Annotated in this window: 15 protein-coding genes; 7 read left to right on the forward strand and 8 right to left on the reverse strand. The window is 32.7% G+C overall.

Going from position 1 to position 16,240, the window contains the following annotated elements; translation table 11 throughout:
• Nucleotides 1–63 precede the first annotated feature (63 nt).
• Both nagB and KA883_RS02720 read left to right on the forward strand, forming a co-directional pair.
• Entirely contained in the window at nucleotides 64–831 is a 768-nt protein-coding gene (nagB, locus tag KA883_RS02715; protein WP_046206652.1) for a glucosamine-6-phosphate deaminase, read from the forward strand.
• Between the two features lie 400 nt (nucleotides 832–1,231).
• Nucleotides 1,232–1,363 (forward strand): beta-class phenol-soluble modulin, encoded by a 132-nt coding sequence (locus tag KA883_RS02720; protein ID WP_019469020.1) that lies wholly within the window; start codon nucleotides 1,232–1,234, stop codon nucleotides 1,361–1,363.
• Between the two features lie 118 nt (nucleotides 1,364–1,481).
• Here KA883_RS02720 and KA883_RS02725 read toward each other — a convergent pair whose 3' ends face one another.
• From KA883_RS02725 to KA883_RS02750, 6 genes are all read right to left on the reverse strand, one after another.
• Nucleotides 1,482–2,696, reverse strand: a complete 1,215-nt coding sequence (locus tag KA883_RS02725; RefSeq protein WP_046206653.1) for a NupC/NupG family nucleoside CNT transporter — start codon at nucleotides 2,694–2,696, stop codon at nucleotides 1,482–1,484.
• Nucleotides 2,697–2,705: 9 nt separating this feature from the next.
• Nucleotides 2,706–3,617 carry a pseudouridine-5'-phosphate glycosidase gene (locus KA883_RS02730; protein ID WP_046206654.1) on the reverse strand — a complete coding sequence of 304 codons (912 nt, stop codon included), beginning with the start codon at nucleotides 3,615–3,617 and terminating at the stop codon, nucleotides 2,706–2,708.
• Entirely contained in the window at nucleotides 3,601–4,710 is a 1,110-nt protein-coding gene (locus KA883_RS02735) for a carbohydrate kinase (protein WP_046206655.1), read from the reverse strand. Before KA883_RS02735 ends, KA883_RS02730 begins: the two co-directional genes overlap by 17 nt.
• A 539-nt stretch (nucleotides 4,711–5,249) precedes the next feature.
• Nucleotides 5,250–6,068, reverse strand: a complete 819-nt coding sequence (locus KA883_RS02740; protein WP_064209189.1) for a hypothetical protein — start codon at nucleotides 6,066–6,068, stop codon at nucleotides 5,250–5,252.
• A 321-nt stretch (nucleotides 6,069–6,389) separates the two neighbouring features.
• Nucleotides 6,390–7,685, reverse strand: coding sequence for a TcaA second domain-containing protein (locus tag KA883_RS02745; protein WP_046206657.1), 1,296 nt, complete (start codon nucleotides 7,683–7,685; stop codon nucleotides 6,390–6,392).
• A gap of 14 nt (nucleotides 7,686–7,699) precedes the next feature.
• Nucleotides 7,700–8,524: a zinc ribbon domain-containing protein gene (locus KA883_RS02750; protein WP_046206658.1), complete on the reverse strand. Its 825-nt coding sequence runs from the start codon at nucleotides 8,522–8,524 to the stop codon at nucleotides 7,700–7,702.
• A gap of 283 nt (nucleotides 8,525–8,807) precedes the next feature.
• Between KA883_RS02750 and KA883_RS02755 the strand changes: the two genes are divergently transcribed.
• The 5 genes from KA883_RS02755 to KA883_RS02775 all read left to right on the forward strand — a co-directional run bounded on the left by KA883_RS02755 (nucleotide 8,808) and on the right by KA883_RS02775 (nucleotide 14,059).
• Nucleotides 8,808–9,704: a DUF7916 family protein gene (locus tag KA883_RS02755; protein WP_046206659.1), complete on the forward strand. Its 897-nt coding sequence runs from the start codon at nucleotides 8,808–8,810 to the stop codon at nucleotides 9,702–9,704.
• Nucleotides 9,705–9,996: 292 nt separating this feature from the next.
• Nucleotides 9,997–11,937 carry a BglG family transcription antiterminator gene (locus tag KA883_RS02760; RefSeq protein ID WP_046206660.1) on the forward strand — a complete coding sequence of 647 codons (1,941 nt, stop codon included), beginning with the start codon at nucleotides 9,997–9,999 and terminating at the stop codon, nucleotides 11,935–11,937.
• 10 nt (nucleotides 11,938–11,947) lie between these two features.
• Nucleotides 11,948–12,388, forward strand: a complete 441-nt coding sequence (locus KA883_RS02765) for a PTS sugar transporter subunit IIA (protein ID WP_046206661.1) — start codon at nucleotides 11,948–11,950, stop codon at nucleotides 12,386–12,388.
• Between the two features lie 5 nt (nucleotides 12,389–12,393).
• A complete protein-coding gene (locus KA883_RS02770) occupies nucleotides 12,394–12,678 on the forward strand; it encodes a PTS sugar transporter subunit IIB (RefSeq protein WP_046206662.1) in 285 nt (94 codons plus the stop codon).
• A 22-nt stretch (nucleotides 12,679–12,700) separates the two neighbouring features.
• Nucleotides 12,701–14,059: a PTS ascorbate transporter subunit IIC gene (locus KA883_RS02775; RefSeq protein WP_046206663.1), complete on the forward strand. Its 1,359-nt coding sequence runs from the start codon at nucleotides 12,701–12,703 to the stop codon at nucleotides 14,057–14,059.
• Nucleotides 14,060–14,111: 52 nt separating this feature from the next.
• On the opposite strand, the gene KA883_RS02780 is transcribed toward KA883_RS02775, so the two are convergent.
• Nucleotides 14,112–14,930, reverse strand: coding sequence for an acyl-CoA thioesterase (locus KA883_RS02780; protein ID WP_046206664.1), 819 nt, complete (start codon nucleotides 14,928–14,930; stop codon nucleotides 14,112–14,114).
• A 43-nt stretch (nucleotides 14,931–14,973) separates the two neighbouring features.
• Nucleotides 14,974–15,891: a 2-dehydropantoate 2-reductase gene (panE, locus tag KA883_RS02785; protein WP_046206665.1), complete on the reverse strand. Its 918-nt coding sequence runs from the start codon at nucleotides 15,889–15,891 to the stop codon at nucleotides 14,974–14,976.
• Nucleotides 15,892–16,240 lie beyond the last annotated feature (349 nt).

The following is a 16,240-nucleotide window of genomic DNA, read 5'->3' on the forward strand; positions in this document are numbered from 1 at the left end:
AAATTTTCAATTTATCATTAAACAAAGGTAATATACAGAAATTAGAAAGTGATTGGTGAGTATATGTATATTTTAAATTTAGAGAATAGACAGCTTGCAAGTCAATATGTTGCGACTGAACTGTTAAAACAAATAAAAATGAAACCGGATTCAGTATTAGGTCTTGCTACAGGAAATACTATGACAGATGTTTACAAGTATTTAAAAACATTGATTAATCATAATCATTTGCAACTAGATCAAATAGTGACATTTAATTTGGATGAATATGTGGGTTTAAGCGCAGACAATGAACAAAGTTATCACGCATATATGTATCGACAGTTATTTAAACATCATCAAACGTGGCATAAAGAAAATATATTTATACCACAAGGAGATACCAATAATTTAGAACAAGAATGCTTAATGTATGAACAATATTTAAAAGATAAAGGACCTACAGATATACAAATTTTAGGTATAGGTGAAAACGGGCATATAGGATTTAATGAGCCTGGTTCGTCGTTTGAAAGTATTACAAGAGTTGTAGATTTATCTTCTTCAACGATTAATGCAAATAGTCGTTATTTTGATTCAATAGACGATGTTCCTAAGCAAGCAATTTCTATGGGACTGGCATCTATTATGCGTGCGAAACGTATTATTTTGTTAGCGATGGGCAGAAATAAAAAAGAAGCCGTCTCACAATTAATAGAGGGAGAAATTTCCGAAACGTTACCTGCATCTTTATTACATCAACATCCTCATGTTGAAGTAATTGTAGATAATGAAATATTCGACACATTAGATCAAGATAAAGTTCAGCGATTAGAAAGGCATTTGTCATAAAGATATTTGAATACGTTGTGTTTTGGCGAAACGCTTGAGGTAACAGGACAAGCTGAAGACTATAGGATGAAGTCGTCCCTTAAGAAAGCGAACCAACAATACGAAGTATTGAATAAAAAGGAAGCACTCAGATGAATTGAATTAAATCATCTGAGTGCTATTTTTTTAGGATTTATGTCCCAGATGCATTATTTCTGTCATTATAAAAATAATATAAAACTTTATCACTGAATGACAACTAGGAAACATTAATTGTAAAAATTAAGTATTGTAATAACACTTAGGCACAAAAACATACAAATTAGGAAATATTTACAACAATATTAATATTTATTATTATAATTTAGTTAAAGGTAATCAACCTTTAACAAATCATATATTGAGAAATGAGGTGTGTTAAATGTCTGATTTCGTAAACGCAATCAGTGAAGCTGTAAAAGCAGGTTTAAGTGCTGACTGGGTAACAATGGGAACTAGCATTGCTGACGCATTAGCTAAAGGCGCGGACTTCATCTTAGGTTTCTTTAACTAATAAATAATGTAAAAGGCTGAGACAAATTGAATTGTCTCAGCCTTTTATTATTCAATGCTAGCTATAGATTACAATATCATTTAAAGTTATTTGGATTTATGTAGTCATTTTTTAAAGACTATAATACTAAACCAACGATTGATGCTGAAATAATTGAAGCAAGTGTTGAACCTAGTAGCAAGCGTAGGGCAAACGAAGCCACCTTATTGCCTTGTACATCACTAAATCCTTTGATAGCACCAACGATAATGCCTACAGTACCAAAATTAGCAAAACTAACGAGATATACAGAAATGATACCTTGTGTACGTAGTGTTAAATCTCCAGCTAATTTTTGATAGTCTAACATAGCAACAAATTCGTTAGTGATTAATTTAGTTGCCATGAGTGATCCAGCTTGAACTGCTTCGTTCCAAGGTACACCTATGATGAAAGCAATCGGTGCAAAAATAAAACCGATTAATTGTTTGAAATCTAAACCGACAAAATTAAATAATACTGTGACTGCTTCCATCAAAGAGATGAATGCAAGGAGCATAATGGCGACACTTACGGCAATTTTAAAGCCGTCCGTAGCACTATCGCCAATCATTTGGAAAAATGGAACATTTTTCGACTTTGTTTCATCACTATTTGAATTGCTTTTAGCTGTGGATGAGTTGGAAATTTCCACGTCACTATCATCTGATTGATATGGATTGATGACACTTGCGATAATTAAAGCACTGAAAATATTGAGCATAACGGCAGTAACTACATATTTAGGTTCGATCATTTGCATATAAGAACCTAACATAGCCATACTAACAGCACTCATACCAGAAGTAGTAATCGTATATAATTTCTCTTTAGATAATTTAGGAATCATTTCTTTAATAGTTAAATAAACTTCTGGCTGTCCTAACATTGACGTTGAGATTGCAAAGTAACTTTCGAGACGGCCCATACGTGTGATTTTATTGATAATAATACCAACATATTTAATGATAAACGGAAGAATTTTAAAATAGTTTAACACACCGATTAATACAGAGATAAATACTAAAGGTAGTAAAACGGTAATAAAAAACGTTGAAGCACCTTTGTTTTGTAAACCACCAAAAACAAACTCGATACCAGCTTTACTAATATTGATTAATTCTTCAAAAAATGAACCTAATGTGGTTAATATCGTTAAACCAATAGTCGTATTCATCATGAATACTACAATGATGATTTGAACGATTAACATAATGACTGGTTTTTTGAAATCAATCGCCTTTCTGTTATAGCTAAATAAAAAAGCGATGAATAATGCAAAAAATATACCAGTAACGGCAAATATGATTGACATAAGTATCACCTACAATGTATTGAAAGCAACTGCAATTTTTGCGCCAAGTACCGCATTGTTCTCAACTAGTTTGATATTTGTATTTAAACTCTTGCCTTCAGATTTTTCGACAATTTTACCAAGTAAAAATGGCGTAGAATCTTTTCCATTAATACCTTGCGTTTCTGCTTCTTTAACTGCTTCTTCAATAATACCGTCAATATATGATTTAGGTAATTCATGTTCTTTAGGAACTGGGTTAGCGATAACAACGCCACCTTCAATATTCAAATCATTTTTAACTTTACAAATATGTGCGATATCATCTGGAGTTTCAGAAAAACTGTTTAGTTTAATACCGCTTTGTCGTGTGAAAAATGCTGGTAATTCATCTGTTTGGTAACCTATTACGGGTACGCCTTTTGTTTCAAGATATTCCATTGTTTTTGGTAAGTCTAGTATAGATTTAGCGCCAGCACATATTACTGTTACATTTGTTTTACCTAACTCTTCTAAGTCCGCTGAGATATCCATTGTGTTTTCGGCACCTTTATGTACACCACCAATACCACCAGTTACAAAGAATTGAATTTCTGCTAATTCTGCACTCATCATTGTTGATGCAACTGTAGTTGCACCAATCTGTTTAGTAGCGATTACTTCTGCAAAATCACGACGTGAAACTTTTGCGACATTATCACTTTTAGCGAGTAATTCTAGTTCATCATTTTCCAGTCCAATTTTGATTTTTCCATCAATTAATGCAATGGTTGCTGGAATTGCACCATAATCACGTATGATATTTTCAACAGCCGTAGCCATTTGCACATTTTGTGGGTAAGGCATACCATGTGAAATGATTGTTGATTCTAGTGCTACGATGGGTTTTTTATCTGCTTTAGCTTGTGCTACTTCTTTAGAAAATTCAATATATTGCTTCATTTTTATAGTCCTCCAAATCTCTAAATAATTGTTTCTTATCTAAGTTTTGCCTCACGGTGTATTCAGTTTCAATTGTTTTTCGAGCATTCATCATGCCTGTTGTCAGTATGCTTTCAGTGTCTAGTTCATTTAACCAACTAAAAATGACTGCACTAGAGAAAGCATCACCAGCTCCTGTTACGTCTACGACATGTTGTGAAGGTATCACAGGTTTAATTACTTCTTCGTTACTATTTCTAAAAATAAGTTCTTTTACACCATTTGTAATCACAACATTTGAAACGCCTAACTTATTCCATTTTTGTGCAGCTATACGCAAATCATCAGTGTTTTGTATAGTCATATTTAAATAAGTTTCGGTTTCATCTCTATTAATAATAAGCCAATCGATAGCATGTAATGAATCAGGCATGTTTTTCATTTTTGGAGATGAAACGGGAATAACTATTAATTTAATGCTATGCTTTTCTGAATAAGCACATAAAAAATCCATTGCACTTTTTGAAATGTTGAGGTCTGCGATGATACATTTTGCTTTTATTAATAAATGTGTACGTTTAATTAAAAATTCTGGAGTAATATAATCATAGACCTCCATATCTGCTAAACCGTATTCCATATTACCGTCGTTATTGATTAATGCTGTATAGGAACCAGTGTTTGCGTTTTCTATTTGTTGAACGTGGTCTAAGTTCATGAATGGGGTTGATAATTTATAAATCATATCCCATTCGCTGTCATTACCACTCACAGATAAAAATGCAACTGTTTCGCCCATACGCCCTAAATTCTCTGCTATATTGCGTGCAACCCCACCTATAGATCTCGTTGAAGTAACAGGATTAGACGTTTCTAATTGTAAATCGTTATGAACATAAAATTTTCTGTCTAAGTTCGCAGCACCAATGCAGACAATTGGATAATCTTCATTTAAAACATACGCTTTCCCTAAAACATATTCTTTGCGGATAAGTCCAGATATAATATTTGCAACTGCTGGCCGAGATAATCCAATAGACTGTGCTAATTCTTGTTGTGAAATGAATGGATTTTCTTGAATACGCTTTAAAACTTCCTGTTCATTTTTATTCATATGGCAACCTCCTTTATGCAAAATTAAACTTAAGTTTACAAATTAAACATTTGTTTAAGTTGATAAGATAATAGCACGAATATTCTGAAATGTATACGCTTACATAAAATAGTTCGTAAAATTGTAAAATCTATATATTCACGAAACAGAAATTTATATATGCTATATGTCGCTAAAAATCAAGGGTTTTATGGCGTTTGATCATTTGTGGAATTTATTAAAATGCTTTGTATGAAAAAATTTTAAATTAATATTTGAAGTTCAATAAGTTAATGTTTAAATTTTTGAAAATATAATTCAAAATATTAATGAAATAGAAAAGAAGTGTAGTTGTTTTTCAAGTAGGCATATATCCAATAATTTTGTAACAACGAAACAGCTAGGAAAATAAACGAGTACTCACTTATATAAACATATCAGACAGTAGGTAAGCTTAAATAAAAAAACTGCCGACAAGGTGCGTCCTTAGTCGACAGTTATTATTTAGCGAATACAATCTATATCTCGTATTTTTAAAAGCATATATTTATTTTTTTGCGTTAACTTTCAACATCTTCATTATTTGTTTGTTCATCTTTACTAAACAACGAAGAAAATTTCGATTTTATATCATCTAGTTTGCTATTTACTTTATCTAATTCTTCTTGCATTTTATCAGTATTACCATTATCTTTTTCGTTTTTTGCCTGTTTTAAATCATCTACTGTAGTTTGGTATTTATCAGCTAACTTATTTGTTTTATTAGAATCAGCTTCTTGTTTTAGGCTATTAATTTTATCTTGTAATGCTTGTAATTTAGAATCTGTTGCTTCATTAGAATTTGAAATATCTGACTTTAACGATTGAATATCATCTTTGACTTGATTGTTCTGACGTTCGAAATTGACATTATCACCTTGCGTATCATTCGATTGATTTTGATTGGCAGTGGATTGTTCACTTGTTTCATTACCAGTTTGTTGATTATCATTGTTATTATTCATAAAAGTACTAACTGCAAAAATGACAATGATGACTAATAAAGCCACCAGACCTAAACCAAGCCAAAATTGTTTGCGCTTTGATTTTTTATTTTCTTCTAATAACTGCAACTCTCGTTCACGATCTCGCTGATTGTAGCTTGTTTCAGACTTGTAATCATTGTACTTATGGTCATTATAAGATTCACTGTTTTTCACAGTACGACGATAAGGATTGTATAAGATCTTTCCGTAGATATCTTGTTGTTGTTGGTCATTCACAGTGTGAATATTTAAATCAGTATTAACGTTTCCATATTTGTCTAGCGCAATAATTTTTCCATCATCTTCAATTTTTAAAATTTTAGGATAATCATTGAAAGAGTTGTTGTTAGTCATTTTTTCACCTTCAATTGTATTTAGATATTAAGTGCTTACTTTTAAATTACCCAACTCTGGTAGTATAAACATTGCTTGTTTTAATAATCTTAAGTATATATTACTAACTTCTCATTAATAAAACATCATCATTTAGACTGAACTAATGTATTTGGTGTAATGTTAGTTTGCTTTAACAAAGATAAAAATAAAAGGGGCGGGACAGAAATCTTTTTTAAAATATCAGATTTCTATCTCACTCCCTTGTATAGTGTGTTTAAGTATTAATGCAATGTTATGGACTTTTACAAGTAGCATGTTGTATTTACTACTTGTAGTTTATTAGTATCCTGAATCTACTTCTTCACCGTCTTCGTCATATTCAGTTACGTAACCATCCTCATCAATTTTATAAGAACCTGCTAGGTCTCCGTCTTTATCTGTGAAAGAGAATCCCCAACCGTCTCCAGTTTTTTCTGGTTCTTTATAAGTATAATTATCTGTATCCAAAGTCCTACCTTCATAAGATTCGACTTTATCAATAACATTATCACGCGTTACTTTTTCGTCAGAACTGGCGTTACTACTATCGTCGTCATCAGAATCTGCTTCTTTTTCGATCATTTTGTCTTCATAATCGCTTATTGCATCATCGTCAAATGATAAAGATACGTCTATTTCATCTTCATCATCTTTAGGACTAGAAACATTTTCTACACTTGATTTGAATTGTTTGCCTTCAACTTCAGTTGTAGCATAGACTTCGATTTTTTCATCTGGTGCATAAGGACCGTAAGTGACAGATTCATATTCGTCAAAATCTGATTGTTCATCCCCATTAATATAAAGTTTAAGAGAATCAGAATCTGCATAAGTTGAATCAATACTAACTGTAAAACGTTTTTGTTTGAATTGTAAATCTGCACTGTTACTTTCAGACATATCGATATGAATAACGCCGTCGAATTTTTTATTATCAACCTTTTGTGTTGCTTTTAAATCATATATGCCAACTGGAAAATCATCGAGTGTCTTCGTCTTACCTTGTTTTAATTTAACTTGGGTTGTTTTGTCATTAAGTTTGTAAGATAGCGTTGTGTCTTCTTCTGAGGTAATCGAAACAGGCTCCTTACTAACATTAAAAATGTAATTTTTGAATATGCCCCATTTTTTTCCATCTTCGGTAATATTAATTAAAGCAGTGTCACCAACAGTGACAGCATGTTCATTTGATTTATTTTCTTTAATATTTTTTGCACTACTTTGAAGTTCATCAGCAACACGATCTATGCTATCAGTTTCGTCAATATATTTATAAATAGCTTTAGCTTCATCTTTAGAAATAGCTTCACCATTTGCTTTTAAATGGTTGGCTAGGCGATCTGTATCTTTGTTTTTTAAATCTTTAGAAATGGTTTCTGCCTGTTTTGTAGGTGATAGTTGCGCGTCAATTATTTTATAAGTAACAAACAAAGCAATAATAATGACTAATATCACTGCAATAATGATAAATATAGGTAATTTTGATTTACGATTAGGTGGTTGATGCGTTGTTCGTTGTTGAACAGGCGTACCACATTGAGTACAAACGCGTTGACCAGGCTTGATTTCAGCACCACAATTACTACAATACTTCATTTGAAATATCCTCCTTAATAACCTGTATTAAAAAATGAACTTAAATCACTTAATGTATTAGAAACAGTACTTTCCACTATAATACGTAAAATGATTCCTAAAATGATGATATAGATAAATATAGAATAAATGACAGGCATACGTATAAGTTGATTGTGGCTGTATTTCGTAATTAAATATATTGGTGCAATGAGTGTAAATAATATAGCAATAATGATAAGGAATACTGCAAAACTTGGAACATGAATTGCTAAAAATAATAAACCAAACAAAAGTGTAATAACAGAAAGGGTGTTGACTAAAACGAAATCTGAAAATACTTTATGTAACGTCGAATTAATATTTAATATTTTTATTAGTGCAAAAGTGATACCAAATAGTACTGTAATTGCTATTAATAAGAAAAGTGAAATGTTAAACACAACGCTTGCTTTACTTGTCATGAAATATGCAACTTCTGCAGGTATCAATATCGTTAGTAATATAATGGATAAAAGTAATCCTGCTACGATTAAACTGAAAAGTGTTTTGTAAGAAAAAAAGTGAGGACTCACAAGTTCTTTATCAGGATGTCTGAAAGCAGTTGAAAAGAACGTTTTAGCTTCATTGAAAATATCTGAAGTATGCTTTGAAAACTGCTCATTTTTATGATTAGACTGTGTTGAATCTTGTGTTGATATTTGTGTTGCATTAGATTCCGTTGAATTATGTTCGGATGCATGGTTCGGTTTGTTTTTAGTTTCGTTTGTTGTATTTGTTTGATGAGATAATTTTGTACCACACTCTCCACAAAATAAATCTGATGCTTCAATAGGATTTCCGCATTTTGGACACTGCATAAAGCTTCCCCCTTGTAATATGTATATTAAAATATAATATTATCACATTTATATTTGTGTTACACTACTATTTTGAAAATTAACTAAATTTAAATTCAAAAAAATGTAAATGCATATAGTAGTAGATTTTATTTAAAAAATAATAATAATAAGTAGAGGCTGTGTATAATGAAATATAGGGGGATTCAGTGACGTCGTTACGGAAGAAAGAACATCATTACTATATCATGTAGTTATAATAAATAGATGACAGCTAAAGTATATATTAAGGAGTGGAATACAAATGGTTAAGCGAATACTGAGTAACAATGCTTCAGAACTACTAGCAATGTCAGGTGAAGAATTAAAACAGAGCATTAAGGCGAGTGCTGGGCGTGTAGTTTTATCTGAAAATATAGTTACAGAAACGCCTGTCGTGCCAGATATTACCAATGCTGAAATAGCGCGTGCGTTTGGTGCTGATTTGATTTTATTAAATGGCTTTGATGCGTTTCATCCAAAAGTAAAAAATATAGATGAACACGAACAGGTTATAGAAACATTAAAACGACTCGTGGGTAGACCCATTGGTGTGAACTTAGAACCTGTTGATGACGGAACAAATATGTATGAGCAACACTTAGAAATTGCAGAAGGACGTCAAGCAAGTCCTGAAACGGTTCAAGTACTTGAAGCATTAGGGGTGGATTTTATATGTATGACTGGAAATCCTGCAACTGGTGTATCTAATAAGAAAATAGTTGAAGCAATCCAAAATACAAGAAATCATTTTTCAGGTTTGATTATCGCTGGGAAAATGCATAGTTCAGGTGTAGATGAGCCTGTGATTACCAGGGCATATGTAAAGCAATTTATTGAAGCGGGTGCTGATATTATACTAGTACCTGCTGTGGGTACAGTGCCAGGTTTCGATGAAGCGCAACTTAAAGACATTGTCAAAGAAGTTCATCGTGAAGGGGGACTTGTCATGTCAGCAATTGGTACGAGTCAAGAGAGCGCTGATCCGAGCACTATTAGAGATTTTGCCATTCGAAATAAAATATGTGGTGTGGATATTCAACACATTGGTGATGGGAGTTATTGTGGTTTAGCTCCTGTGGAAAATATATTTGAATTGAGTAAGGCGTTGCGTGGAGAGAGACACACGATATCGATGATTGCACGTTCCATAAATCGCTAATAAAAACGCCATGCATAAATCCATGGTTACAAATATTCATTGGCTTATTTTAGTTTGATTAAATACATTAAAAATTATAGGTATGGAGAAGAGGATGCAACACATTAATGTTGGATTCTCTTTTTAATATTTTATTGAAGTATTTATATAAAATTATAATTAAATAAATTATAATTTTAAAAAGTGATCGTTTATGATAGATGTGCAACTTTTCGGATTATGAGACGAAAGAGATTACACATCTAAAAATGAAAGTAAGCGGTTACAATATAAATATAAGGAGGTTGCTCATGTGTTAAGCAAGAGACAGCATCATATCTTAACATTCTTACTTGAACGTGAATCCTTTATAACTATTCATCACTTAGCTAACCAATTCAATGTTTCAGAAAGGACGATACAGTACGATTTAGAATATATAGAAAGTATGGCAAAACAATTGGATTTAACGATTTTTAGAAATAAAAATGCAGGTATAAAGATTGAATCTAAAAAACCTTTGGATGATATTGTTCCTCAATATATAGCGACTTCAATACATTATTCTAAAGAAGAAAGAATTCGATATATCATATTAAAGCTATTTGAATCTAATACACCAACATCTTCTAACACGTTGGCCGATATGGTTTCTGTGACACGTAGAACGATCGTTGAAGATCTGAAAAATGTACAGACTTGGTTATCTTCTTATAATTTGAATTTAAAATATATTAAAAACAAGGGATTTATCATACAAGGTGAAGAAACAGATTATCGAAAAGCATATGCGACACGTGTCCATGAATATTTTCAAAACCATACACATCAAATAGGGCATAAGCTATTTTCGAATAAAGCATTGGAAACGATTCGATTAACTGTAGTGTCAGTATTATTTGAAGCGGATTATCAGTTAGTCCAAAGTGCAATTGATGGTCTGATTTATCATATTTTAATTGCAATACACCGAACGAAAGAAAAGTTTGTTTTTGAAATACCAGATATGGAATATAACAAATTAGCGGAAACAGACCAATTTCGCGTGGCATTACTTATAAAGGCATCTTTGGAAGAAAAACTCGATATACAATTCCCTAAAAGCGAAGCAGGCTTTATTACATTACATTTGCTAGGGGCTAAAACTTCAGAGATGAATCAAAAAAACGAAACAATAGATGATTTAGAAATTCTAACCGAACAATTGATAGAACGCATGAGTGGTGACTTAGGCATAGATTTAATTAACGATACTAAATTATTAAATGGCTTAATTGTTCATTTAAGACCAGCAATTCACCGGTTGAAGTTCGATATGACGCATAATAATCCTCTGACAGATGAAATATTTCAACAGTACCATCACATCGTAGAAAGATTACGCAATCATATTTGGGGCGTGGAAGAGAATTATCGTATTTGCTTTGACAAAGATGAACTTGCATACATTACGTTACATTTTGCTTCAGCAATTGAACGTATTTCAGCAATTACTACAAATGCTCTAAAAGTAGTTTTACTGTGCGGCTCAGGCATCGGTACTTCACAATTATTGAGAAGTAGAATTCGACATATTTATCCTGAACTTGAAATTGTAGATGCTTATTCAATCTACGAAATTGATGAGACGTTATTAAAGCATGAAGGCGTTGACTATATCATATCAACGGTACCGTTTGAACATGCTTCAATACCTATACTCAATGTTTCTCCATTTTTAGATAAAAATGACCGTCAACAAATTAACACAATTATTAATAAATCAAGAGAACAATATGTGTATGATATCAAAGGACTAGGGCCTACTCTAAAAGAAGTCTTACCAAAAAATAGAATTTTAACACAACAACCTTCGCTTTGTAGAAATGATGCAATTAGGCAAAGTATTGAAACTTTGATTGATACTCAAATTGTTGATTGTATTTATGCCGATGAAATCATTGAACAATTAAATGCATTTGGACCATATATGGTTATCAGTCCGCACATTGCTTTAATTCATGCTAAACCAACACATGTTAAAGGGACAGTAGGTTTTAGTTTGACACACTATCAAAAAGGTGTTCGCTTTGGACATGAACAATATGATCCTGTATATATCATTGTGACGTTAGCAACCGCTCAGCCGCAAATTCATTTAAATGCATTGAGACAACTTAGTGAACTGATTATGAATGATAAAACTAGAAATATATTACTTTCAGGAAATATTGAAGCAATTATGCACTGCATAAATGAAGTGAGTCAACATTAAGGAGGGGAAAATGACTTTGGAAATTTTATCATCAGATAAAGTGCAAGTACTTGAACAGGTTAAAAGTTGGCGTGAAGCAATTAGTATAGCTGCAAATCCTTTGAAAGAACAAGGCTATTTTCAGCAAGATTACATTGATGACATGATTCATAGTGTAGAAAAATTAGGCCCTTATATAGTTATTGCTCCAGAAATAGCGATTGCACATGCTCGACCGAATAATAATGTAAAAAAGATAGGTCTAAGTTTGTTAAAACTAAATCAGCACATTAACTTTTCAGAAGAAGGGCACTATGCTTCATTGGTTTTTGTATTAAGTGCTATAGATAATGAAGGACACTTAGAAGTATTGAGAAATTTAGCTATAACTTTAGGCAATCAACAGACAGTAGAACATTTATTAAATGCACAAACATCAAGTGAAATTATAAATATATTTAAAGGAGAATGAGGACAATGAAAATTTTAGTAGTATGTGGTCACGGATTAGGAAGTAGTTTTATGGTTGAAATGAATGCACAAGAAGCACTTAAAAATTTAAATGCACCATCAGACATAAAGGTTGAACATAGTGATGTTATGAGCGCGAGCCCTGATATGGCAGATTTATTTATTTGTGGGAGAGATTTAGAAGAAAACACAAAAAATTTAGGTGATGTCATTGTGTTAGATAATATATTAGATAAAGAAGAATTACAGCAAAAACTAGATGAAAAATTAAAAGATTTAAACGTACTTTAATCATTAATAAGGAGGTGGGACGATGAAGCCAATTCTTGATTTTATCGTCGATATTTTGAGTCAACCTGCGATATTAGTTGCCCTAATCGCATTGATTGGATTAATTGTTCAGAAAAAGTCAGCAACTGATATTACTTCAGGTACGATAAAAACAATTTTAGGATTTTTAGTCTTAAGTGCGGGTGCTAATGTAGTAACGCAATCATTAGAACCATTTGGTAAAATTTTCCAACATGCATTTGGTGTGCAGGGGGTTGTGCCTAATAATGAAGCGATCATATCAATTGCACTGGAACAATATGGTACGACTGCAGCGTTAATCATGGTGTTTGGCATGCTAGTGAATATCATTATTGCACGTATAACTAATTTGAAATATATTTTCTTAACTGGCCACCATACATTTTATATGGCCGCATTTTTAGCGATATTATTGTCAGTTGGTCATGTGACAGGTACGTTAACAGTGATTATTGGGGCGATTATTTTAGGTTTGATTATGGCAATATTACCAGCTTTAGCACAGCCTACAATGAAAAAGATCACTGGAAACGATCAAGTTGCTTTGGGTCATTTTGGTACATTGAGTTATTGGGCTGCTGGAGAAATTGGGAAATTATTTAAAAGTAAATCAAAATCGACTGAAGATATCAATTTTCCTAAAGGGTTAAGTTTTTTAAGAGAAAGTACGATCAGTATTTCTTTAACAATGACATTGCTTTATTTTGTAGCATCATTGTTTGCTACACCTACTTTCGTACATTCAGAAATCAGCGATGGGCAAAACTTTATTGTATTTTCACTTATTCAGGGCGTTACATTTGCAGCAGGTGTATTTATTATTTTAACTGGGGTTCGCTTAATTCTTGCAGAAATAGTGCCTGCATTTAAAGGTATATCTGAAAAATTGGTTCCCAATACGAAACCTGCGTTAGACTGTCCGATAGTCTTCCCTTATGCACAAAATGCAGTGTTAATCGGTTTCTTTGTCAGCTTTATTGTAGGTGTGATTGGGATGTTCATTTTATTCTTATTCGGTGGTGTCGTGATACTTCCAGGTGTGGTTGCACACTTCTTCTTGGGCGCTACGGCAGGTGTCTTTGGTAATGCACGCGGAGGTATTAGAGGTGCGGTAGCTGGCTCAGCTTTAAATGGCTTATTAATCACGTTCCTACCATTATTATTCTTGCCATTTTTAGGGGATTTAGGTGGTGCTGCTACTACGTTCTCAGATACAGATTTCTTAGTAGTGGGTGTCGTGCTTGGTAATGTAGCAAAATATTTGGGCATCATTGGTATTGTTGGCTTAATTGTTGTTGTCGCTGTAGTGTCAATTTTATTACAAAAACGTTCGAACCAAAAAGCGATGAAAGAACAGTAATCATAAAAATCCTAGGCTATGTAAAATCATAAACCTAGGATTTTGTGTTGTTTTATTCTTTATAGTAAACAAGTTGTGTTGTCGTAGCTAATAACGATCCATCAGCACTCCAAATTTCGCCGGTTTGGTCATAAAAACCGTTATTAAAATTTTGTGCCCGTGTATGTCCTAATACATGATGATTATTGTGTTTTTCTAATGTTTCCGTGTCAGAATGAAAGTAAACAGTAAGAGAAACTGTACCTATTGGAACAACTTTTTCACGACGGACATATATTCTTGGGAAAAAGGCGTCACACATTGAAGCAAGTGATAAATAATCTAGTGGTCTATTTGGCTTGTCTTTCATCCATTGTAATGTAACTGAATCTGCATGATTTGATTTTGTGTAAGCTCTAGGTGCACCTTTTACTATTTTAATATCATAATGATTTACCCAGGGTGGGACTTCAGTTAATGATAAACTGTCTACACGTTCTGCATCTGGCACTTCTGGCTTGATTAATTCGGTTGAAGACCATGTATCTCTTTTCTTTGCGGTAACTGCAGTCGCTGTGATAACTATTTCATGATGTTGGCACAGTTCAACATACCAATGTTGTGTAGAACGATTGGTTCTTGTAGGATTTGCCTTAATAATAAATGAGCCGTCTTTGACAGGTGCTGCGTAATTAACAGTAAATGAAACTGGGCTACCAAGAAAGTCAGGATGTTCTATAATTGCTCGTAATAATGTTGATGCAATCACACCACCAAAAGGGCCAACCATATTGGCATAATCGTCAGAAGTATGTCCATGATAAACGCCAATTTCTTGTTGTTTTAGGCTTGTTGCGATATCAAAAGGGTGTGCGTACGTATTTAAGCTCATTGATCTGCCTCCTTATAATTTTTAGCTAAGTTTTAAGAAGATTTTATTGAAGCATTTCTTTATAAACTTTGTGATTTTGATATGAAGCATAAAGCAATGGTGCGTTTAGTTGATGTTCTTCGGCTAAATTCAGTAAATAGCCTTGTAAGTGATCGGCTTCGATATTTAAGCCTTTTTCCATATCACGTTGCATTGATGTTTTGAAATGATATGAGAGCTTAGTAAGTCCTTTCATATACTGATCAACTATTGTATCGTCAATGGGCACTTGGTGACTTCTCATAATGGATGAAACTTCTTCATATAATGATTTGATAAAATCAGTGCCACCTTCACTATCACGTATTGGCCCGATTGGTGCATGCATCATCGTAGTTACACTTGATAATACTGTAATCATTAGATATTTTTGCCACATACCACGCATGATATCTGAAGTTAATATAAATTCAGATTTTGTATTAGCGAAAGTATCTTCTATTAATTTAGCTCTATCACTATTCGTACCATTTAATTCTCCAAAGAAAAGTTTATCGAAATCACTAGTTTGTACGACTTCACCAGTGGCATTCAATGAGGTTTCAATGATGCAATATCCACCCATGACTTTATTTTCACCAAAAACAGCTTGTAATTTTTGAATATGTGCAACACCGTTCAACAATGGGATAATCACTGTGTGGTCCCCAACAAATGGTTTCAAGTCATCGATTGCTTGCTCAAGGTGATAGGATTTTGAAGATAGTAAAATTACATCAAATGGTTCTGCTTTGTCTTCTTTAGTAATCAATTGAGGGGTAAAACTATAATCACCGTTCTCACTATGGATGACTAAGCCGTTCCTTTCCAAATAAGATTTCCTTTTCGGTCTTACTAAAAAAGTGACATTTTTATGATTTTCTACTAAACGACCACCAAAATAGCCTCCAATTCCACCTGCTCCTAAGACTAAAATACGCATCTTAAACACTCCTTAATCTATGTAATGATTCATATTGTTATATATATATACCACTAAAAGTTCAAAGTTACGCATTGGAAATGAACAGAAAATTTAAAGGCATGCTCATTGCATAATATACAATAAATTTTAAATATCAAAGAACATCCTTCATATTTGAGAAATGAGACTTAATAATCTAAGCCAAAATATAAAAACATTAAATTTTTGATGATTATGTAATGGATTGGCCGAGTAGTTGCAAAAGCAAGTGATATATAACGTAATTCATTGTTTATTGTTAAATTACGCTGTGGGTATATTTAATAAATGAAGCATGGAGTGAAAGTGGTGATTACTATATAGCAAT

It is taken from the genome of Staphylococcus sp. GDY8P54P, from assembly GCF_017892645.1.
Taxonomy (GTDB): Bacteria; Bacillota; Bacilli; order Staphylococcales; family Staphylococcaceae; genus Staphylococcus; species Staphylococcus ureilyticus.